Source organism: Pseudodesulfovibrio karagichevae, from assembly GCF_041414475.1.
Classification (GTDB): domain Bacteria; phylum Desulfobacterota; class Desulfovibrionia; order Desulfovibrionales; family Desulfovibrionaceae; genus Pseudodesulfovibrio; species Pseudodesulfovibrio karagichevae.
On the sequence record NZ_JBGLYH010000042.1, the window covers coordinates 16,189 to 37,987 of the forward strand.

General features: G+C 61.2%; 18 protein-coding genes and 5 tRNA genes. 3 read left to right on the forward strand and 20 right to left on the reverse strand.

The annotated features are described in order from the left end of the window. Positions 1 to 7 precede the first annotated feature (7 nt). The 20 genes from rplC to AB6M95_RS13785 all read right to left on the reverse strand — a co-directional run bounded on the left by rplC (position 8) and on the right by AB6M95_RS13785 (position 18,205). Positions 8 to 640, reverse strand: a complete 633-nt coding sequence (gene rplC, locus AB6M95_RS13690) for a 50S ribosomal protein L3 (RefSeq protein WP_371387315.1) — start codon at positions 638 to 640, stop codon at positions 8 to 10. A gap of 10 nt (positions 641 to 650) precedes the next feature. Then, positions 651 to 971 (reverse strand): 30S ribosomal protein S10, encoded by a 321-nt coding sequence (gene rpsJ / locus AB6M95_RS13695; RefSeq protein WP_014324026.1) that lies wholly within the window; start codon positions 969 to 971, stop codon positions 651 to 653. Between the two features lie 130 nt (positions 972 to 1,101). Next, positions 1,102 to 3,177 (reverse strand): elongation factor G, encoded by a 2,076-nt coding sequence (gene fusA, locus AB6M95_RS13700; protein WP_371387316.1) that lies wholly within the window; start codon positions 3,175 to 3,177, stop codon positions 1,102 to 1,104. Between the two features lie 15 nt (positions 3,178 to 3,192). After that, positions 3,193 to 3,663, reverse strand: a complete 471-nt coding sequence (rpsG, locus tag AB6M95_RS13705; RefSeq protein WP_371387317.1) for a 30S ribosomal protein S7 — start codon at positions 3,661 to 3,663, stop codon at positions 3,193 to 3,195. Positions 3,664 to 3,761: 98 nt separating this feature from the next. Then, the gene (gene rpsL, locus AB6M95_RS13710) at positions 3,762 to 4,133 is read right to left on the reverse strand and encodes a 30S ribosomal protein S12 (RefSeq protein ID WP_014324023.1); all 372 of its coding nucleotides are present in this window, start codon (positions 4,131 to 4,133) and stop codon (positions 3,762 to 3,764) included. 216 nt (positions 4,134 to 4,349) lie between these two features. Then, positions 4,350 to 8,504 carry a DNA-directed RNA polymerase subunit beta' gene (gene rpoC / locus AB6M95_RS13715; RefSeq protein WP_371387318.1) on the reverse strand — a complete coding sequence of 1,385 codons (4,155 nt, stop codon included), beginning with the start codon at positions 8,502 to 8,504 and terminating at the stop codon, positions 4,350 to 4,352. Positions 8,505 to 8,589: 85 nt separating this feature from the next. Further along, positions 8,590 to 12,726: a DNA-directed RNA polymerase subunit beta gene (rpoB, locus tag AB6M95_RS13720; protein ID WP_371387319.1), complete on the reverse strand. Its 4,137-nt coding sequence runs from the start codon at positions 12,724 to 12,726 to the stop codon at positions 8,590 to 8,592. Positions 12,727 to 13,013: 287 nt separating this feature from the next. After that, positions 13,014 to 13,400: a 50S ribosomal protein L7/L12 gene (rplL, locus tag AB6M95_RS13725; RefSeq protein WP_371387320.1), complete on the reverse strand. Its 387-nt coding sequence runs from the start codon at positions 13,398 to 13,400 to the stop codon at positions 13,014 to 13,016. A 40-nt stretch (positions 13,401 to 13,440) separates the two neighbouring features. Continuing rightward, a complete protein-coding gene (rplJ, locus tag AB6M95_RS13730) occupies positions 13,441 to 13,962 on the reverse strand; it encodes a 50S ribosomal protein L10 (RefSeq protein WP_071546598.1) in 522 nt (173 codons plus the stop codon). A gap of 155 nt (positions 13,963 to 14,117) precedes the next feature. Further along, positions 14,118 to 14,825, reverse strand: a complete 708-nt coding sequence (gene rplA / locus AB6M95_RS13735; RefSeq protein WP_371387321.1) for a 50S ribosomal protein L1 — start codon at positions 14,823 to 14,825, stop codon at positions 14,118 to 14,120. Between the two features lie 14 nt (positions 14,826 to 14,839). Next, positions 14,840 to 15,265 (reverse strand): 50S ribosomal protein L11, encoded by a 426-nt coding sequence (gene rplK / locus AB6M95_RS13740; protein ID WP_371387322.1) that lies wholly within the window; start codon positions 15,263 to 15,265, stop codon positions 14,840 to 14,842. Positions 15,266 to 15,311: 46 nt separating this feature from the next. Continuing rightward, positions 15,312 to 15,869, reverse strand: coding sequence for a transcription termination/antitermination protein NusG (gene nusG, locus AB6M95_RS13745; protein WP_066807267.1), 558 nt, complete (start codon positions 15,867 to 15,869; stop codon positions 15,312 to 15,314). A gap of 34 nt (positions 15,870 to 15,903) precedes the next feature. Further along, entirely contained in the window at positions 15,904 to 16,161 is a 258-nt protein-coding gene (gene secE, locus AB6M95_RS13750; protein ID WP_371387323.1) for a preprotein translocase subunit SecE, read from the reverse strand. An 83-nt stretch (positions 16,162 to 16,244) separates the two neighbouring features. Continuing rightward, a tRNA-Trp gene (locus AB6M95_RS13755) sits at positions 16,245 to 16,321 on the reverse strand. Between the two features lie 13 nt (positions 16,322 to 16,334). Further along, positions 16,335 to 16,484, reverse strand: a complete 150-nt coding sequence (rpmG, locus tag AB6M95_RS13760; RefSeq protein WP_071546590.1) for a 50S ribosomal protein L33 — start codon at positions 16,482 to 16,484, stop codon at positions 16,335 to 16,337. Between the two features lie 2 nt (positions 16,485 to 16,486). Then, the gene (gene tuf, locus AB6M95_RS13765; protein WP_371387324.1) at positions 16,487 to 17,680 is read right to left on the reverse strand and encodes an elongation factor Tu; all 1,194 of its coding nucleotides are present in this window, start codon (positions 17,678 to 17,680) and stop codon (positions 16,487 to 16,489) included. Positions 17,681 to 17,765: 85 nt separating this feature from the next. Next, a tRNA-Thr gene (locus AB6M95_RS13770) sits at positions 17,766 to 17,841 on the reverse strand. Positions 17,842 to 17,892: 51 nt separating this feature from the next. After that, positions 17,893 to 17,969 (reverse strand) — tRNA-Gly (locus AB6M95_RS13775). Positions 17,970 to 18,032: 63 nt separating this feature from the next. Then, a tRNA-Tyr gene (locus AB6M95_RS13780) sits at positions 18,033 to 18,118 on the reverse strand. A gap of 11 nt (positions 18,119 to 18,129) precedes the next feature. Next, positions 18,130 to 18,205, reverse strand: a tRNA-Thr gene (locus AB6M95_RS13785). 290 nt (positions 18,206 to 18,495) lie between these two features. Here AB6M95_RS13785 and AB6M95_RS13790 point away from each other — a divergent pair. The 3 genes from AB6M95_RS13790 (at position 18,496) to AB6M95_RS13800 (ending at position 21,444) form a co-directional block, all read left to right on the forward strand. Next, entirely contained in the window at positions 18,496 to 19,299 is an 804-nt protein-coding gene (locus AB6M95_RS13790) for a substrate-binding periplasmic protein (RefSeq protein ID WP_371387325.1), read from the forward strand. A gap of 55 nt (positions 19,300 to 19,354) precedes the next feature. Then, positions 19,355 to 20,374 carry a tRNA dihydrouridine synthase gene (locus AB6M95_RS13795; RefSeq protein WP_371387326.1) on the forward strand — a complete coding sequence of 340 codons (1,020 nt, stop codon included), beginning with the start codon at positions 19,355 to 19,357 and terminating at the stop codon, positions 20,372 to 20,374. Between the two features lie 62 nt (positions 20,375 to 20,436). Beyond that, positions 20,437 to 21,444, forward strand: coding sequence for a chemotaxis protein (locus AB6M95_RS13800; protein ID WP_371387327.1), 1,008 nt, complete (start codon positions 20,437 to 20,439; stop codon positions 21,442 to 21,444). Positions 21,445 to 21,799: the final 355 nt, after the last annotated feature.

A 21,799-nucleotide genomic window follows, 5' to 3' on the forward strand; every position in this document is an offset into this window, starting at 1 on the left:
ATACCTCTTAGCCGTTCTTGCGGATCATCACGAGGCCGTTGTTGGGGCCGGGCACCTGGCCCTTGACCAGGAGGACGTTGTCCTCGGGCCTGACATCGACGATTTCCACGTTGCTCAAGGTCACGCGTGCATTACCCATCTGGCCGGGCATCTTCTTGCCCTTCCAGACACGGCCGGGATACGTCGCGTTACCGACGGAGCCGGGAACGCGGTGCACTTTTTCGGCACCATGGGAGGCGCGGGAGCCGGCGAAGTTGTGACGCTTCATGACGCCCTGGAAACCCTTACCCTTGGAGGTACCGGTAACCTTGACCTTTTCACCGGCGGCAAAGATATCGACGGTGATTTCCTGACCCAGCTCGTACCCTTCCACGACCTCGAGGGGGAATTCCTTGAGGTGGCGGTACAGGTCCTTGCCGGCTTTGGCCATGTGGCCCTTAAGGGGCTTGTTCACCTTGCGCTCGGGCACGGAATCGTAGCCGAGCTGCAGGGCGTTGTAGCCTTCCTTGTCCGTGGTCTTGATCTGCATGACCGGGCAGGGACCTGCCTCGATAACGGTCACGGGGCAGATGGTACCATCGTCCTTGAAAATGCGGGTCATGCCCAGCTTTCTGCCAAGCAATCCGAGAGTCTTAGCCATAACTATACTCCTAGAGCTTGATCTCGACGTCCACACCGGCGGGCAGCGAAAGCTTGCCCAGAGCGTCAACGGTCTGCTGAGTGGGTTCAAGGATATCCAGAAGACGCTTGTGAATGCGCATTTCGAACTGCTCGCGGGACTTCTTGTCCACGTGAACGGATTTCTGGACGGTGGTACGATGGATGTCGGTGGGCAGCGGCACGGGGCCGGCAATAGCCGCACCGGTATTCCGGGCAGTGTCAACGATCTCGGTGACAGCCTTGTCCAGAATACGGTAATCGTATGCTCTCAGTTTGATTCTGATGCGATCGCTCGCCATCGAAGCAGCCATAGTGCTTTCTCCTCAAAGGATTTATCTTTACCGCGCCCGAAAGAAAAAGGCGCCGAACTGTGCAGCGGACGGGTTGATTACACCCGCACCGCCGCACTGTCAAGCAAAGGGAAAATCCTAGGCTCTACGTTTAGTCGTTTCCTTTCATCAATTCTTCGGCCAAGTTGTTCGGCAACCTCTCGTAGTGGTCGAACTGCATGGTGAAGGTCGCCCGGCCCTGGGTCTTCGAACGAAGATCCGTGGCGTAACCGAACATCTCGGACAGCGGCACGAAGGACCGGATGACCTGCACGCCCGTGCGGGCTTCCATTTCGCCCACCCGGCCGCGGCGGCCGTTCAAGTCTCCCATGACATCGCCGAGGTAGTCCTCGGGGGTGACCACTTCCACCGACATGATCGGCTCGAGCAGTACCGGCTTGGCGCCTCTGCAGGCTTCCTTGATGGCCAGAGAACCGGCAATGTAGAAGGCCTGTTCGCTGGAGTCGACTTCATGGAAGGAGCCGAAAACCAGTTTGACCTTCACATCGACGACCGGGAACCCGGCCACGATGCCGTTCTTCATGGCATCCTGGATGCCCTTGTCCACGGCGGGGATGTATTCCTTGGGAATCACGCCGCCCTTGATCTCGTCAACGAACTCGTAGCCCTTCTCGGGGTTGGGCTCGACCTCGATGACGACGTGGCCGTACTGGCCACGACCACCAGACTGCTTGGCATGCTTGACATCGACCTTTTTCGCGGCGGAGATGGTCTCTCGATAGGCCACGCGGGGCGCGCCCACGTTGGCGTTCACGTTGAACTCGCGCAGGAGGCGGTCAACGATGATCTCGAGGTGCAACTCACCCATTCCGGCGATCAGGGTCTGTCCGGTTTCCTCGTCGCCCTTGACTCGGAAGGACGGATCCTCCTTGGACAGCTTGACGAGGGCCGCGGACAGGGTGTCGCGGTCTGCCTTGGTCTTGGGTTCGATGGCCACTTCGATAACCGGCTCGGGGATGTCCAGGGACTCCAGAACCACAGCGCGCTTGAGGTCGCACAGGGTATCGCCGGTGGCCACGTTCTTGAGGCCGACGGCGGCGACGATGTCGCCGGCGTATGCCTCTTTAATTTCCTCACGCTTGTTGGCGTGCATTTTCAAGAGACGACCAATGCGCTCCTTCTTCCCGGTGGCCGCGTTCATGAACGTGGCGCCGGACTCGATCTTGCCCGAGTAGAGACGCAGGAAGGTCAGGTGACCGACGAAGGGGTCGGTCATGAGCTTGAAGGCCAGGGCGGCCATGGGCTCGTCGTCGTCGCAGGGGCACTCGATGATGGTCTCGGCGTTCTGCGGATCCATGCCCTTCATGGTCGGGATGTCCAACGGGCTGGGCAGGTAGTCGACAACGGCGTCGAGCAGCGGCTGCACGCCCTTGTTGCGGAACGCGGTGCCGCACAGGACCGGACAGATGGACAGGCTCGTGGTGGCCTTGCGCACGCCCTCGCGGATCTCCTCGGGGGTCAGCTCCTCTTCGGCCATGTACTTCTCGAGCAGGCTTTCGTCCTCCTCGGCGATGGCTTCGATCATCTCGGCGCGCATCTCTTCGTACTGGTCCTGGAGGTGGGTCGGCACTTCGGTGGTGGTGAAGCTCGCGCCGTGATCCAGATGGTCGTAGATATAGGCCTTGCCCTCGATCAGGTCGACGACGCCTTCAAAGTCGTCCTCGGCCCCGATGGGCAGCTGCAGAGGAACAGCCTTGGCGCCCAGGCGGGTCTTCATCATGCTGACGCAACGGAAAAAGTCCGCGCCGATGCGGTCCATCTTGTTGACGAAGGCCATGCGGGGCACATGATACCGGTCGGCCTGACGCCACACGGTCTCGGACTGGGGCTCGACGCCCGCGACGGAGTCGAAGACGGCGACGGCGCCGTCCAGGACGCGCAGGGCACGCTCGACTTCCATGGTGAAGTCCACGTGGCCCGGGGTGTCGATGATGTTGATGCGGTGTTCGCGCCAGAAGCAGGTGGTGGCGGCAGACGTGATCGTGATGCCGCGCTCCTGCTCCTGAACCATCCAGTCCATGGTGGCTTCGCCGTCATGGACCTCACCGATCTTGTGGGACACGCCGGTGTAGAACAGGATTCGCTCGGTAGTGGTAGTCTTGCCCGCATCGATGTGGGCCATGATACCAATATTGCGCTGTTTGTCTCTGGGTACTTTTCTCGCCACTGTACTTCTCCGTGACTACCAGCGGTAGTGAGCGAAAGCCTTGTTGGCTTCAGCCATCTTGTGGGTGTCTTCGCGCTTCTTCACTGCGCCGCCACGGTTGTTGAAGGCGTCCAGCAGCTCGCCGGACAGGCGGGCGACCATGCCCTTCTCGCCGCGGCCGCGGGCGTAAGCGATGGCCCAGCGGATGGCCAGGGCGGTCTGACGGTCGGGACGCACTTCCATGGGCACCTGGTACGTCGCACCGCCGACGCGGCGGGACTTGACCTCCAGGGCCGGACGGATGTTGTCCAGGCACTTCTCGAAGGCCCGCAAGGGATCTTCGTTGGTCTTCTCGGCCAGGATCTCGATGGCCTTGTAGAAAATATGTTCCGCAGTGGACTTCTTGCCGTCCAGCATCAGACGGTTGATGAAGCGGGTGATGAGCTTGCTGCCGTATACAGGATCCGGCAGGATCTGCCGCTTGGCGACAGGACCTTTACGAGGCATTTTTTTCTCCTTGAATTTCGGCCGGGGGGACATTATTTCGGGCAGCCTCCGCCCTACTTTGTCATCCCACCCCGGGCATTGCGAAAAAAGCTATAACCTTATTTCGGGCGCTTGGTGCCGTACTTGGAACGGCCGCGGCGACGATCGTCGACACCGGAGGTATCGAGGGTACCGCGAACGATGTGGTAACGGACACCGGGAAGGTCCTTCACACGGCCGCCGCGGATCAGGACCACGGAGTGTTCCTGCAGGTTATGGCCCTCACCACCGATATAGGCGGTGACTTCCATGCCGTTGGTCAGGCGAACACGAGCGACCTTACGAAGAGCGGAGTTCGGCTTCTTCGGGGTCGTGGTGTACACCCTGGTGCAAACGCCTCGACGCTGAGGGCATTCCATCAGGGCCGGGGTTTTCTTCCGTTTGGGCTGCGCTTCGCGGCCTTTACGGATGAGCTGGTTAATGGTGGGCATTCATCCTCCAATCATTAGTTAATACGATACCCGCGCGCAATTCATGCGCAAAGAGGACCGCAAGTACCCCATTCGCTCGAACATTGTCAAGGCATTTCGCCCGCCGAGCATGCGTACTTTTGGGTCCGGACCGGCAAAAAAGTTGGAGAGGCGTCGCCTCTCCAACTTTTTCAATCAGTTATATCAAACGCTGCCGAGTTATTAATTTCGGCTGCGCTACACCAGCGGCACGTCCACCAGGAGCGGGCTATCCTCCAACTCCTCAAGGAACTTGTCGGGGCGTTCGGGCTGGTCGGGCACGCTGATCTCGGAATCCGTGTACTTGCGGAATCCGGTTCCGGCGGGCACCAACCGGCCCACGATGACGTTTTCCTTCAGACCGTGCAGATAGTCGGTCTTGCCCTTCAGGGAGGCCTCGGTCAGGACCTTGGTGGTCTCCTGGAACGAGGCGGCCGAGATGAAGGAGTCCGTGGACAGGGAGGCCTGGGTGATGCCCAGGACCAGGGTTTCTGCCACCGCGGGCTTGCCGCCCTCGGCCGCGACCCGGGCGTTCTCCTCCATGAACCGCATCTTGTCCACCTGCTCGCCGATGAGGAAGGAGGTGGAGCCGGGGTTCAGGATCGAGACCTTCTTGAGCATCTGGCGCACGATGATCTCGATGTGCTTGTCGTTGATGTTGACGCCCTGGAAGCGGTACACGTCCTGGATCTCTTCGACCAGGTAGCGGGCCAGGTGCTTTTCGCCCTTGATCCGCAGGATGTCGTGCAGTTCCGGGGAGCCTTCGGTCAGCAGGTCGCCGGCCTCGACGAAGTCGGACTCCTGGACGGTGATGTGCTTGCCCTTGGGAATGAGGAATTCCTGGGCGTCACCGGTTTCGGGAGTGACCACGACCTTCCGCTTGCCCTTGGTCTCGGCACCGAAGGTGACGACGCCGTCGATGGACGAAACGACGCCCAGGTCCTTGGGCTTGCGCACCTCGAAGAGCTCGGCGACGCGCGGCAGACCGCCGACGATGTCCTTGGTCTTGGAGGATTCGCGGGGCTTACGTGCGATGACGTCGCCGGCGCGGACCTTGTCGCCGTCCTTGACCATGAGAATGGCGCCCACGGGCATGGCGAAGTTCGCGTCGATGTCGGTGCCGGGACGGTGGACGGGCTTGCCGTCGTCGCCCAGCAGGGTGACGGCCGGACGGTAGTTGGTCGTCCGGTATTCCATGATGGTAAAGGACGCCTTGGAGGTACGGTCCTCCTGGACGGTCTTCCCTTCGATGATGTCCTTGAACTTGATCGCGCCGGACACGTCGACGATGAACGGCTCCATGTACGGATCCCATTCGGCCAGCGGAGTGCCCTTCTTGACCTCCTGGCCCTCGTCCACCAGCAGACGGGCGCCGGACGGGAGCACGTATTTCTCGCGCTCGCGGCCCTGCTCGTCCACGATGCCCACCTGGCAGCTCTTGCCGAGCACCATCTTGTCGCCTTCGGAGTTGACGACGGTGCGCATGCGCGAGGTGATCACGCGGCCGTTGTGCTGCGACTCGATGCTCGAGGACTCGATCTCCTTGGATGCGGTACCGCCGATGTGGAAGGTACGCATGGTCAGCTGGGTGCCGGGCTCACCGATGGACTGCGCGGCGATGATGCCGACGGTCTCACCCACGTTGACCAGATGGCCCCGGGCCAGGTCGCGTCCGTAGCACATGGCGCAAACGCCCTGCTTGGACTTGCAGGTCAGGCCCGAGCGGATGACGATGGAGTTCACGCCGGAAGCATCGAGCTTCTTGGCGTACTGGGCGTCGATCATGGTGTTGGCGGGGATGACCAGCTCGCCGGTCTCCTCGTCGTAGGTGTCGAACATGGTCACGCGGCCCAGCACCCGCTCGGCCAACCGCTGCTTGATCTCACCGCCCTTGATGTAGTGGGTCAGCTCCAGGCCGTCCACGGTACCGCAGTCCAGCTCGGACACGGTCACGTCCTGGACGACGTCGACCAGGCGACGGGTCAGGTAGCCGGAGTTCGCGGTCTTGAGCGCGGTGTCGGCCAGGCCCTTTCGTGCGCCGTGGGTGGAGATGAAGTACTGCAGGACGGACAGACCTTCGCGGAAGGACGCGGTGATCGGGGTCTCGATGATCTCGCCCGAGGGCTTGGCCATCAGACCGCGCATGCCGGCCAGCTGCCGCATCTGGTCCTGGTTGCCTCGAGCGCCGGAGGTGGCCATCATGTAGATGGGGTTGAAGCTCGAGTTGACCTCGGTGTTGCCGGTCTTGGGATCGGTCAGCACGTCGGTGGACATCTCCTGCATCATTTCGTTGGAGATGTCGTTGGTCACCTTGGTCCAGACGTCGACGATCTTGTTGTATTTCTCGGTACGGGTGATGATGCCGTCCTGGAACTGGTTCTCGATCTCGTCCACTTCGGCGTTGGCCGTCGCCAGCATCTTGGGCTTGTTGGCCGGGATCTTGAGGTCCTTGACGCCGATGGTCACACCGGCGCGGGTGGCGTACTCGTAACCCAGGTCCTTGATGCGGTCGCACAGGATGACCGTGGCCTTGGTGCCCGCCAGACGGTAGGCGCCGGAGACCAGGGCGGCGATGTTCTTCTTGTTCAGCACGCAGTTGACCAGCTCGAACGGGACCTTTTCGGGCAGCAGCTCGGAAACGATGATGCGGCCGGTGGTGGTCTCGTGGATCTCGCCATTCATGCGCACCTTGATGCGGGCGTGAATGCCGACCGCGCCGAAGTCGTAGGCGGAGATGACCTCCTCGGGGCTCGAGAAGATCATGCCCTCGCCCTTCTCGAAGGAACGCGGCGTGGTCAGGTAGTACAGGCCCAGGACGATGTCCTGGGACGGGTTGATGATCGGCGAGCCGTTGGACGGGCTGAGGATGTTGTTGGAGGACATCATCAGCACGCGGCATTCGATCTGCGCCTCCACGGACAACGGCACGTGCACGGCCATCTGGTCGCCGTCGAAGTCTGCGTTGTAGGCGGAACAGACGAGCGGGTGCAGCTGGATGGCCTTGCCCTCGACGAGCAGCGGCTCGAAGGCCTGGATGCCCAGGCGGTGCAGGGTCGGGGCGCGGTTGAGCATGATCGGGTACTCGCGGACCACGTCCTCCAGGATATCCCAGACGACCAGGTCTTCGCGCTCGACCATCTTCTTTGCGGACTTGATGGTCGTGGCGATCTCGCGTTTCTCCAGCTCGGAGTAGATGAACGGCTTGAACAGCTCAAGCGCCATCTTCTTGGGCAGACCGCACTGGTGCAGCTTGAGCTTCGGACCGACGACGATGACCGAACGGCCGGAGTAGTCGACGCGCTTGCCGAGCAGGTTCTGGCGGAACCGGCCCTGCTTGCCCTTGATCATGTCGGACAGGGACTTGAGCGGGCGGCCGTTGGTGCCGGTGATGGCCCGGCCGCGGCGGCCGTTGTCGAACAGTGCGTCCACGGCCTCCTGCAACATGCGCTTTTCGTTGCGGATGATGATCTCGGGCGCGCCGAGCTCAAGCAGCCGCTTCAGGCGGTTGTTGCGGTTGATGACGCGGCGGTACAGGTCGTTGAGGTCCGAGGTGGCGAAACGGCCGCCGTCCAGGGGGACCAGCGGGCGCAGCTCGGGCGGGATGATGGGAATCACTTCCATGATCATCCACTCGGGCTTGTTGCCGGACTCGAGGAAGGCCTCGACGATCTTCAGCCGCTTGGTGATTTTCTTCTTCTTGGTCTGGGACCGGGTGGTCTGCGACTCCTCGCGCAATTCGGTGCGCAGGGTCGGCAGGTCCAGGGCCTGGAGCATGGTCCGGACGGTCTCCGCGCCCATGCCCACGGTCAGGGCGTCCTCGCCGAAGTGGTCGATGACCTGGAAGTACTGGTCCTCGGAAACGACCTGGTGCTTCTTGAGCGGGGTCTCGCCCGGATCGAGCACGATGAAGGAGTCGAAGTACAGGACCTTTTCCAGATCGGCCATGGTGATGTCGAGGAGCGTGCCGATCTTGGACGGCAGCGTCTTCAGGAACCAGATGTGCGCCACGGGCGCGGCCAGTTCGATATGGCCCATGCGCTCGCGCCGGACCTTGGAGGCGATGACCTCGACGCCGCACTTCTCGCAGACGATGCCGCGATGCTTCATGCGCTTATATTTGCCGCAGTTGCACTCGTAGTCCTTCACCGGACCGAAGATCTTGGCGCAGAACAGGCCGTCCCGCTCCGGTTTGAAGGTCCGGTAGTTGATGGTCTCCGGTTTCTTGACTTCACCGTAGGACCACTCCCGGATGGTTTCGGGCGCAGCTATGGATATCTGGATAGCCTTAAGATTACGGCCTTGTGCAGCCGCGTTCGGCGCTCCACGTAAGGTGAACAGATCGTCCAACGTCATGGATATCCCCTATCGTAAAATGTTATCTCATGCCCGGCCGGCCTTTCACGGCCGGCCGGGCCTATTACCTTGTGAACGTCCGGCGCTAGTCCACCAGCGGTTGCGGCCCCGCCGGAATGGCGGGCTGCTGCGGCTGCTGGCCGGGACGCTGCTTGCGGTCCTCGTAGTGCAGGGTCACGTCCAGACCCAGCGACATGAGTTCCTTGACCAGGACGTTGAAGGATTCCGGCAGACCGGCTTCCAGGAAGTTGTCGCCCTTGACGATTTTCTCGTACATCTTCACGCGGCCCTGGACATCGTCGGACTTGACGGTCAGGAACTCCTGCAGAAGATAGGCGGCGCCGTAGGCCTCAAGGGCCCAGACTTCCATCTCGCCCAGACGCTGGCCGCCGAACTGGGCCTTACCGCCCAGAGGCTGCTGCGTGACCAGGGAGTAAGGTCCGGTGGACCGGGCATGGATCTTCTCGTCAACCAGGTGGTGCAGCTTGAGGTAGTACATGATGCCCACGGTGACGCGGTTGTGGAACGGTTCGCCGGTGCGGCCGTCGTAGAGCACGAACTTGCCGTCCGAGGCGAGACCGGCCTTTTCCAACCAGCCCCAGATGCCCTCTTCCTCGGCGCCGTCGAAGACCGGAGTCTTGGCGACGATGCCGTTCTTCAGCTTCTTGACCGCTTCCACGAACTCCTCGTCGGACATGGAGTCGATGAGCTCGTTCATGTCGCCGGTGTCGAGGATGGACTTGACTTCCTCGCGGATGGCCTTGAGGGACTTGTCGCTCTCCTCGAGCATCTGCTGGACCTGCTGGCCGAGCTTGCGGCCGGCCATGCCCAGGTGCGTTTCCATGATCTGCCCGATGTTCATTCGGGAGGGAACGCCCAGGGGGTTCAGGACGATGTCCATGGAGGTGCCGTCCTCGAAGAACGGCATGTCCTCTTCGGGCAGGATGCAGGACACGACACCCTTGTTGCCGTGGCGGCCGGCCATCTTGTCGCCCACGGAGAGCTTGCGCTTCACCGCGACATAGACCTTGACCATCTTGATCACGCCCGGAGGCAGGTCGTCGCCCTCGGTCACTTTCTCGCGCTTGACGTCATATATATTCTTAATGAAGGCGATCTGCTGCTCGTAGTCGGCCGCGATCAGCTTGAGCTGGTCGTTGGCCTCGCGGTCGAACAGGCCGATAAGCTTCTTGACCGGCACGGCGTCAACGGCCTCGCGGTCGATGATCTCGCCGGACTTGCACAGGGTCGTCTTCTTGGGACCGATCAGATCCTTCTTCAGCTGGGCGCCCTCGAGCACGGTCCAGATCTTCTCGCGGATCGCGTCGGTCAGTGCGGCGACGTGCTTCTGCTCCTTGACGTCGAAGGCCGCCAGTTCGGCGTCCTCGATGGCCTTGGTGCGGTCGTCCTTCTCGCCGGAGCGGCGGTTGAAGACCTTCACGTCGACGATGGTGCCGGCGATTCCCGGCGGTACCTTCAGCGAGGTGTTCTTCACGTCGCGGGCCTTGTCGCCGAAGATGGCGCGCAGCAGCTTCTCTTCCGGGGTCAGCTGGGTCTCGCCCTTGGGCGTGATCTTGCCGACCATGATGTCGTCGGGCTTAATCCGGGCACCGATGCGGATGATGCCGCATTCGTCCAGGTTCCGAAGCATTTCCTCGGAGACGTTGGAGATGTCCCGGGTCACTTCCTCGGGTCCGAGCTTGGTGTCACGGGCGACGAGTTCGAACTCCTCGATGTGGATCGAGGTGTACACGTCTTCCTTGACCATGCGCTCGGAGATGAGCACGGAGTCCTCGTAGTTGAAACCGCACCAGGGCATGAAGGCCACGAGAAGGTTCTTGCCCAGGGCAAGCTCGCCGTGGTCGATGCCCGGGCCGTCGGCCAGGACGTCGCCCTTCTTCACCCGCTGCCCGACCTGGACGCGGGGCGTCTGGCCGAAGCAGGAGTTCTGGTTGGACTTGTGCCACTTCTGCAGTTCGTAGTGCTTGGCTCCGCCGGTGTCGGGGAACAGCCCGTTATCGTAGTTGATGATGATGCGCTCAGCGTCCACGTAGTGGATCACGCCGTCTTCCTTGGCCAGCACGCAGGCCCCGGAGTCGCGGGCGACCGGGCCTTCCATGTCGGTGCCGACGAGCGGCTCCTCGGCCTGGAGAAGGGGCACGGCCTGGCGCATCATGTTGGAGCCCATCAGCGCGCGGTTGGCGTCGTCGTGCTCCAGGAACGGAATCAACGCGGCCGAGATGGAGACCGTCTGGCTCGGGCTGATGTCCATGCAGGTGACGTCTTCGGCGGCGGTCAGCTGAACGTCGCCAGCCAGACGCGCATTGACGCGCGGGTTGGTGAAGACGCCGTTCCCGTCCAGGGGAGCGTTGGCCTGGGCCACCACTTCCTTGGCCTCCTTGGAGGCATCCATATAGGTGATCACGTCGGTGATCTTCCTGTCCACCACCTTGCGGTACGGGGTCTCGATGAACCCGTAGTCGTTGACCTTGGCGTAGGTGGTCAGGGAGACGATCAGACCGATGTTCGGACCTTCCGGAGTCTCGATCGGGCAGATGCGGCCGTAGTGCGAGGTGTGCACGTCGCGCACCTCGAAGCCCGCGCGTTCGCGGGTCAGGCCGCCGGGTCCCAGTGCCGACAGGCGGCGCTTGTGGGTGACCTCGGAGAGCGGGTTGGTCTGGTCCATGAACTGGCTGAGCTGGGAGGTTCCGAAGAACTCCTTGAGCACGGCGGCAACCGGCTTGGGGTTGATCAGGTCATGGGGCATCAGGGTGGCCACTTCCTGCAGGGACATGCGCTCCTTGATGGCGCGCTCCATGCGGACCAGGCCGATGCGGTACTGGTTCTCGACCAGCTCGCCCACGGGGCGCACGCGGCGGTTGCCCAGGTGGTCGATGTCGTCCGCCGGGCCGTGGGAGTCCTTGAGGCGCATGAGTTCCTTGACCGCGAGAAGGATGTCCTCGTTGGTCAGGGTGCGGATGGACAGGTCCACTTCCTGGTTCAGACGGGAGTTGAGCTTGTAGCGGCCCACGCTGGACAGGTCGTAGTAGTCGGAGGAGCGGAACAGATTCTCGAAGAAGCTGGCCGCGATCTCGGGCGTGGGCGGGGAGCTGGGACGCAGCCTGCGGTATATCTCGATCTGCGCGGACTCCATGTCCGTGGTCTTGTCGAGCAACAGGGTGTCGCGCAGGGAGGACGAAACCTCCATGCCGCGGGTGTGCAGCACGTCCAGGTCCTTGATCTTGGCGTCGCGGAGCTTGTCCAGCAGGTCCGGAGTGACCTCCTCGGCGGCCTCGGCGATGACCTCGCCGTTCTTGTCCACCATGTCGCGCGCCAGGAACTGGCCGATCAGGGAGTCGGGGTCGACCTCGATGGCCTTGACCTCGCTGCGGATCAGCTTCTTCCAGGCGCCCCTGGTGATGTCGGTGCCCTTCTTGACGATGGGCTTGCCGTCGACCTCGATGTCGGCGAAGGCGACTTCCTTGCGGTACTGCTCCGCCACCACCGTGCGCGTGACCTTGGTCTTGAGCAGGGTGTAGGACTCGATGTCGTAGAAGTAGTCGAGGATGTCGGCGCGCGACAGTCCCATGGCCTTCAACAGAATGGTCACGGGCATCTTGCGGCGGCGGTCGATGCGGACGTAGAGGATGTCCTTGTGGTCGAAGTCGAAGTCCAGCCAGGACCCGCGCATGGGGATGATGCGGCTCGAATAGAGGACCTTGCGGCTGGAGTGGGACTTGCCCGAGTCATGCTCGAAGATGATGCCCGGGGAGCGCTGCAACTGGTTTACGATGACGCGCTCGGTGCCGTTGATGACATAGGTGCCCTTCTCGGTCATCAGCGGGAGCGTCCCGAAGTATATGTCCTGTTCCTTGATGTCGCGAATCGTGCGGTTGTCGGTCTCTTCATCCACGTCAAAAACTACGAGACGGACGGTTATACGGATGGGCGTCTCGTAGGTCAGACCCTTGGAGATGCACTCATCGACGTCGTATTTTGGTTCGCCGATTTCATAGGACACGAAATCAAGGCTAGCGGTCTTGTTGAAATCTTCAATGGGAAAAACGGACCTGAACACGCCCTCGAGCCCGAAGTCACCCCGGCTGGCTGGCGGAGTATCCGCCTGGAGGAAACGATTGTACGAATCCACCTGAAGCTCCAGCAGGTGCGGGATGGGGAGCGTGTTGACGATTTTGCCGAATTTTTTTCTCAGTTGACCCATTGTACCCTCATGCATGAGCGGTTGATGGTTGGGGCGCGGGGCACCAGGCCCTTGCCCTCTGTCTGGCGCATCGGTCGGCTAGAGCGACCGGTGCGAAAAATGGGTAGATAAGCTGTAGCCGGAACCAAAAACCCGGCACACCGACGAGGAGCAGATTTGCATCATACAGCGGCTGAACCCAATAGCGAAAGGCGATTAAACCATTATATATACATACAGAGCAAAGAGCGCAACGCCCTTTTTGAGAGGGCGAGCGCTCTTTGCTTTGTCAGCTTAAGAGATTGAAGTTACTTAACTTCAACTTCGGCGCCGGCTTCCTGCAGCTGCTTGGCAGCCTCGTCAGCCTCGTCCTTGGACACGCCTTCCTTCAGGGCCTTGGGAGCTTCGTCGACCAGAGCCTTGGCTTCCTTCAGGCCCAGGCCGGTGAGGGCGCGGACGGCCTTGATGACGGCAATCTTGTTGCTGCCGGCACCGGTCAGGATGACGTTGAACTCGGTCTGCTCTTCCTCGGCGGCGGCGTCGCCACCACCGGCGGGAGCGGCGGCAACGGCAACGGCCGGGGCGGCAGCCTCGACACCGAAGACGTCTTCGAGCTCTTTGATGAATTCGGACAGTTCCAGGACGGTCATGTTGCCGATGAACTCGACAACCTGTTCTTTGGTGATATCAGCCATGATAAATCTCCTTGAAATTGATTCGCTTTGAACCTGTTGTTTACGCGGCTTCCTTCTGTTCCTTGATGGCGGTCAAGGCATACAGGAACTTGCGCTCGATGTTGGCGAACAGACAGACGAAATTGCGAGGTACGGCCTGCATCGTGCCGAGGAGGGAACTCAAAAGCTCAGGCTTGCTGGGCATCTTGGAGAGTTCCTTCACTGCGTCACTGTCAAGAAACTGGCCTTCCAGAGTACCGAAACGCATGGCGAACTTCTTGTTCGTCTTGGCGTAATCGGCCAACGCCTTGGCCAGGGCGACGGGATCGTCGTAACCCAGCGCAATAGCGCAGTTCTCTTTCAGATGTTCGCTCAATACACCGTGATCGGTATCATTGAGAGCCAACCGGGCCAGGGTATTCTTGACGACTTGGTAATCGACGCCGATTTCAAAGCACTTGGCGCGCAACTGGGTCATTTCCTCAACGGACATGCCCTTGAAATCGGTGACGACGGCGATGCTGGCGCGCGAAGCTTTTTCGTGCAGCTGCTCGATGATCTGGGCTTTTTCTTGCCTGTTCATCTACCACTCCTCGTCGTTCGGCCCGGAAAGCAGGTCAAAGCTTTGTCTGAGCAGGATGTTTAAGGGGACACAGCCCCGCCTGCCGTCTCTGACTCAACCTTCCGTGCGATTATCTACAGGCCCCCCGAAGGGGGCCGGCATTCAATTGATTGAAACTAGGCTTCCAGGAACTTCCGGACGGTCAGGGGGTCGATCTTGACACCCGGGCCCATCGTGGAAGAAACGGCCAGAGCCTTCATGTAGGTGCCCTTGGCGGACGAGGGCTTCATGCGCATGACGGTGTCCAGCAGAGCCCTGAGGTTCTCCAGGAGCTTGTCGGCGCCGAAGGAGACCTTGCCGATGGGCGCGTGCAGCACGCCGGCCTTGTCCACCTTGAACTCGACCTTACCGGCCTTGAGCTCGGAGACGGCCTTGGCCACGTCCATGGTCACGGTGCCGGTCTTGGCGTTGGGCATCAGGCCGCGGGGGCCGAGCACGCGGCCGATCTTGCCGACCACGGCCATCATGTCGGGGGTGGCGACGGCCTTGTCGAAGTCGAGCCAGCCGGACTGGATCTTTTCGACCAGATCGTCGGACCCGTAATAATCGGCACCGGCTTCCTTGGCCTCGTTTTCCTTTTCCCCCCTGCAGAAGACGGCCACGCGAACGTCCTTGCCCAGCCCGTTGGGCAGGGAGACGGCGCCCCGGATCATCTGATCGGAGTACTTGGGATCGACGCCCAGGTTGATGGCCACATCGACGGTCTCGTCGAACTTGGCGAACGCGGAGGCAACGGCGGCCTTCACGCCCTCTTCGATATCGACGCGAACGGCGGTGTCGCGATCACCCACGGCGTTGCGGTATTTTTTTCCATGCTTAGGCATATCTCTTTACCTCACTAGGCCTTGACGTCGAGGCCCATGCTGCGGGCAGTGCCCTCGATCTGACGCATGGCGTGTTCGATGTCATTGGCGTTCAAGTCAGCCATCTTCAACTCGGCGATCTCTTTGATCTGGGCCTTGGTGACCTTGCCGACCTTAGTCTTGTTCGGTTCACCGGAGCCCTTCTCGAGCTTTGCGGCCTTGAGCAGGAGCACCGCCGCCGGAGGGGTCTTGGTGATGAAGTCGAAGGAGCGGTCCGCAAACACGGTGATGACCACCGGAATAATCAGGCCCTTCTGGTCCTGCGTCCTGGCGTTGAACGCCTTGCAGAATTCCATGATGTTCACGCCGTGCTGACCCAGCGCCGGACCGACCGGCGGGGAAGGGTTGGCGGAGCCTGCGGGGATCTGCAGTTTGATCTTTCCTAATTCTTTCTTAGCCATTATTGTATTCCTCGATGAGAAATTTCGCTGTTAGCGACAATCCGGGCTATCCTTTGTCCACCTGGACAAAATCAAGCTCCACAGGAGTCTGACGCCCGAAGATAGAGACGGATACTTTGAGCTTACCCTTGTCGTAATTGACTTCTTCCACAACACCATTGAAGCCGGAAAACGGGCCGTCGATGACCCGGACCTCATCGCCGCGCTCGAAGTTGAACTTGGGACGGGGCTTTTCCTGACGGCTTTCCATCATGTTGAGGATGTTTTCCGCCTCGCTGTCGCGCATGGGCGTCGGACGGTTCTTGCCGCCGACGAATCCGGTCACGCGCGGGATGGACTGGATGAGATGCCAGGAATCGTCGGTCAGGATCATCTTGATCATGATGTATCCCGGATAGAACTTACGGGTGGAAGTCTTCCGCTCACCTTTGACCATCTCGACGATTTTCTCGGTGGGCATGACAACTTCCTCGATGAGGCCCTTGTCCTGTCCGGTGCGCATCATTTCACGCACGGTCTGTTCCACCCTCTGCTCGAATCCCGAGTAGGTGTGGACGATGTACCAGCGTGCACGAGGCGCTGCGTTTTCCATTGTGGCATCCATTTTTTGTGTTCCAGCCTTTGCAAGTAGCTTTGGTCTAGGAGAGGATGGCCTCGACGATCTTCGAGAGCGCCAAGTCGACCACGCCCAGGTAGAGAGCGATGACCACGGAAACGACCAACACGGCGATGCACGTGGTGACGGTCTCCTTGCGGGTCGGCCAGACCACTTTCTTGATCTCGACCTTGGACTCCTCAAAGAACTCGATGAATTCCTTGATTTTGCCCTTCAGACCGGCTGCCGGGGACTGTGCGGTCTGCTTTTCAGCGACCTTCTTGCCTTTCTTTTTGGCCATATCTCTTTATCCCAAATTATTGAGCGGGTGGCGGGGCCTTGCCGTTTGACGACAAGACCCCGCGCCGCTTTCAAAGACTTAGTTGGCAGGGGTAGAGGGATTCGAACCCCCAACATCCGGTTTTGGAGACCGGCGTTCTAGCCGTTGGAACTATACCCCTGCTCTATCGAAGACTACTTGGACTCTTTGTGGACCGTGTGCTTCTTGTCCCAGGGACAATACTTGCTCACTTCCAGGCGTCCGGTAGTATTCTTCTTGTTCTTCTGCGTAGCGTAGTTCTTACGCTTGCACTCGGTGCACTGCAGCTGAATGTTGACTCGCATGATTACTCCACGATCTCGGTGACGACACCGGCGCCGACGGTGCGGCCGCCCTCGCGGATGGCGAAGCGGAGACCGACTTCCATGGCGATCGGGTGGATCATCTCAACGTTGAAGGTTGCGTTATCGCCGGGCATGACCATCTCGACGCCTTCATCCAGGGTGACGACACCGGTGATGTCGGTCGTACGGAAGTAGAACTGCGGACGGTAGCCGGTGAAGAACGGGGTGTGACGGCCGCCTTCATCCTTGGACAGGACGTAGACCTCGGCCTTGAACTTGGTGTGCGGGGTGATGGAACCGGGCTTGGCAGCAACCTGGCCGCGCTCCACTTCCTCGCGCTTCACGCCGCGGATCAGCAGACCGACGTTGTCACCGGCCTGGCCCTGATCGAGCAGCTTGCGGAACATCTCGACACCGGTGCAGGTGGTCTTGATGGTGGGCTTGATGCCGATGATTTCGACTTCGTCACCGACCTTGACGATGCCGCGCTCCACACGACCGGTGATAACGGTACCACGGCCGGAGATGGAGAAAACGTCTTCCACGGGCATGAGGAACGGCATGTCGATGTCGCGCTCGGGCTCGGGGATGTACTCGTCGCAGGCGTCCAGCAGGGCGAAAATGGGCTTGGCGGCGGGGTCGTCGACGGACTCGCACTCCAGGGCCTTCAGGGCGGAACCCTGGATAACCGGAATGTCGTCGCCGGGGAATTCGTACTTGGACAGCAGCTCGCGAATCTCGAGCTCGACCAGCTCCAGCAGCTCTTCGTCATCGACCATGTCGCACTTGTTCATGAAGACGACCATGGCGGGCACGCCGACCTGACGGGCGAGCAGGATGTGCTCACGGGTCTGGGGCATGGGACCGTCGGTGGCGGCGCAGACCAGAATAGCGCCGTCCATCTGAGCGGCACCGGTGATCATGTTCTTGATGTAGTCGGCGTGACCGGGGCAGTCCACGTGAGCGTAGTGACGCTTCTCGGTCTCGTACTCGACGTGGGCGGTGGCGATGGTGATGCCGCGCTCCTTCTCTTCAGGAGCCTTGTCGATTTCGTCGAAGGCGACGAATTCGCCGTGGCCGGCCATGGCGGCCAGCTTGGTGATGGCGGCGGTCAGAGTGGTCTTGCCATGGTCGATGTGACCGATGGTGCCGATGTTAACGTGAGGCTTGCTACGTTCAAATTTAGCTTTACCCATTTCAGTAACCCCCTGGATCAATAAATGTTGTGTAGGTTTCTATTTCTAAATACTTGTTGACAAGCAAATCGAACAAAAAACACCGTGGAGCTCACGACCGGATTTGAACCGGTGACCTCATCCTTACCAAGGATGTGCTCTACCGACTGAGCTACGTGAGCACAGCCATACACTGTATATAAGGATGATGGAAGGAGAGAGATGGCTAATAATGGAGCGGGAAACGGGACTCGAACCCGCAACCCTCAGCTTGGAAGGCTGATGCTCTAGCCAATTGAGCTATTCCCGCTCACTCTCTGTAGTCCATCGACGGACTCTGGGACCGCCTCCTACAGCGTGACTCGAAAAAATATGGTGGTGGGGGGAGGATTTGAACCTCCGAAGGCGTATGCCGACAGATTTACAGTCTGTTCCCTTTGGCCACTCGGGAACCCCACCATTGTGTCTTATGGAGCTGGCGATGGGACTTGAACCCGCAACCGGCTGATTACAAATCAGCTGCTCTACCAATTGAGCTACGCCAGCTCACGGGAACGAAGTCTATATACGCCGCGATGTCAAAAATCAAGAGTTTTCAACGGCCTTTTTTCCCGAACCCGGGAGGAGCCGTCTTGCGCTCGAAGACGGGCCGGTGTAATGAGAAAAGCGGTCCTTTGTCAACCCCGAGTTGTTTTTTTTTTCAAATTCTTTCCCGGCCCGAAGGCTGCGAATCCCCCTTCCCTGGGCGTCCAGGCCCCGCCCGCCTTAATAATAGCCCCCGGCGAAATTATGGCCTATCTTTATTGAATGAGAACCCTGCAACCCGTTCCGAGCGTATGAGACCTTCCCGGCATCCCCTGCCCTCCCGCATTCCGGTCCTCCTGTTCCCGGCCGTTCTTGTCCTGGCCTTCCTGGTCTGGGCAGCCCCCTGCCCCGCGCGCGACGGCGGACTGGTCATCCTGACCCACGATCTGGCCGGACAGGCCCGGACCGATCCCGCCACCGGCGAGCTGCGCGGCATCGAGCACGCCGGCAAACGGGCCTTCAACCTCGAGGCGGTCCACGAGATCATGACGGCCGTGGGCATATCGGGCCGCATCCGCGAGGTCTCCTTCGCCCAGGGCATGACCGCCCTCGCCTCCCGACCCGACGCGGCCTTCTTCAACGTCTACCGCACCCCGCAGCGCGAGGCCCGCTTCAAGTGGGTGGGCCCGCTCCAGCGCGAGGTGGACTACCTCTACGGCCTCAGGGGAAGCGCCATCGACGGGCTGGAAGCGGCCAAGGCGACCAAGGCCATCTGCGCCGTGGACGGCAGCCAGCACCACAACATGCTCCTCGCCGAAGGCTTCACCAATGTGGTCACCGCCCCCACCTACCTGGAATGCTTCGCCCGGCTCAAGTCCGGCGCCGCCACCCTGGCCGTGTCCTCGGACGAAACCGTGATCCAAAAGCTCCACGCGGCGGGCATACCGCCCTCCGACATCCGACGCGTGCCCGAGCCCCTGGTCCAGTCCGCGGGCTACATCGCCTTCTCGCCCCAGGTGGACGACGCGGTTATCCGCCGCTGGCAGGCCGCCCTGAACGGGCTGATCTCCTCGGGCCGGTTCCAGACCCTGTACGACCGCTATTACGAACGCTGACCCGCCCCCATTTTCCTTTGACTCGCTCCACCCGAGCCCGTATGTGCATCCCGACATGACCCGATTCACCATTACCCCCGATTCCCCGTGGCTGGCCCCCCTGGCCGGCTATTCCGACCTGCCCTTCCGCATGCTCGTGCGCCAGTACGGCTGCGGCCCGGCCTGCTCCGAGATGGTCTCGGTCAAGGGCATGGCCTTCAAGAACACCGGCACCCGCCGCCTCATCGCCACCTGCCCGGAGGACGACCCCATGGTCCTCCAGCTCTTCGGGTCCGAAGCCGAATATTTCCCGCCGGTCATGGAAAAACTGGTCGGCATGGGCTACCGCAACTTCGACCTCAATGCGGGCTGCCCGGTGCGCAAGGTCCTCAAGTCCGGCTCCGGGGTCCAGCTCATGGAGGACCTCGACAAGCTGGTCGGGCTGGCCTCCATCATGGTGGCCAAGGCCGCCGAGCATCCCCAGGGCGGCCGCGTGGGCGTCAAGTTCCGCCTGGGCTTCAACAAGGGCGAGGAGGTCTTCCTCGACCTGGCCAGGCGGCTCGAGGACGTCGGCGTGGACTGGGTCACCCTGCACCCGCGCTACGGCAAGCAGATGTTCGCGGGCCGGGCCAACTGGGACAAGCTGGCCGAGCTGAAAAAGGCCGTGTCCATCCCGGTCATCGGGTCCGGGGACCTGTTCTCGGCCGAGGGCGGGGCGCGTTGCATCGAGGAGACCGGCATCGACGCGATCATGTTCGCCCGTGGCGCGCTGTTCGACCCGTCCATATTCGCCCGGTACATCGCCCTGCGCCGGGGCGCGCCCCTGCCCGTGCGCGACGGCGCGTTCCTGGCCGGGATCGTGCGCGAGCACATCCGCCTGACCCGGCTCTTCGAGGGAGACGGCCGCTCTTTCCGCAAGATCCGCTCCATCATACCCCGCTACGCCAAGGGGCTCCGGGGTATCCGCTCCCTGCGCGCCTCCCTGCTGCAATGCACGACCTGGGAAGACCTGGAGCGGGCCGCCGACGTCATCCGTGATCTGGAACCGGTCGATCCGGATACCCCCTGGCCGCCTGTTGACGAGATTTGCCAATAGCGTTTACACAGAGGCTTGTTGCCTTAATCATTCCATACCCTTGACAAGGAAGCGGTATCAGCATGGCCACCCAGACCACCGACATCCTGCTTGAAGCGGGCACCAACGAATTGGAAATCGTCGAGTTCTATCTCGAGGAAGAGCCCAAGGTGTCCGACGACGCCGAACCCAACCAGGAAGACCAGACCCTCGAGGCCGGGCACAAGCCCAGCCGCAAGGGCTTCTACGGCGTGAACGTGGCCAAGGTGCTCGAGATCATCCGCATGCCCAAGGTCACGGAGATGCCCGAGGTCTCCCATCCGGCCGTGCTCGGGGCCTTCAACCTGCGCTCCCGGATCATCCCCCTGCTCGACCTGTCCATCTGGCTCAAGAAGAAGCGCGTGGAGAACGAGCCGCCCAAGGTCATCGTCACCGAATTCAACCAGGTCACCTCGGCCTTCATGGTCTCGGGCGTGACCCGCATCCACCGCATCTCCTGGGAGGACGTGGAGGCGCCCAACAAGTACGTGTCCGCCCTCTCCTCCGAGTCCATCACCGGCGTGGTCAAGTTCGACGACCGCATCGTCTTCATCCTCGACCTGGAACGCATCGTCTCGGAGCTCAACCCGGCCATGCGCCTCCAGTTCGACGACAACTTCGAGCTCGACGGCTACTCCGGGTACAAGGCGCTCATCGCCGACGACTCGCCGCTCATCCGCGAGATGATCCGCGACATGCTCGGCCAGGCCGGGTTCCAGGTGGAGAAGACCAACAACGGCCGTGAGTGCTGGGACCGCCTGGTGGAGATCAAAAAGCGCGCCCAGGAAGAGGAGCGCCCCATCACCGACTACGTCCAGGTTCTGGTCTCGGACATCGAGATGCCCATGATGGACGGCCACCACCTGTGCAAGCGCGTCAAGGAGGACCCGGTCCTGCGCGACCTGCCGGTCATCCTCTTCTCCTCGCTCATCACCGACAAGCTCCGCCACCGGGGCGAGACGGTCGGCGCCGACGACCAGGTCTCCAAACCTGAGATTACATATTTGGCACGCCGGGCTGCGGCGCTCATTGAGGCACGGCGGGCTGGTTAGGCGGGGTGGCCGTAAGCGGCTTCCGATAGCGGGCCATTTGCACATTTTTCGGGGGCAAGCCAATCCTCACGTAGACGGCTACGCTGCGGTTACCTTGCCCCCGAAAAAATGCACAGCTGACCCACTCTCGAAAGCCTTATCGCGTACTCCGGCTGCTCAGTCAGGGACGGCCTCGGGGATGAGAGTCGCTGTCGGGTTTTGCGCACCCGAATCGCTCCAGAAGATTGGAAAAATTGAGACCTCCGACTCATCAGTGAGTCGGAGGTTTTTTTATGCGCCATGCCCCGCCGAAGGCGGCGACAAGAAGTTTAGGAAAGGATGGGGATGGGGGTCCGGGGGAAGGGGAAGGAAAAGC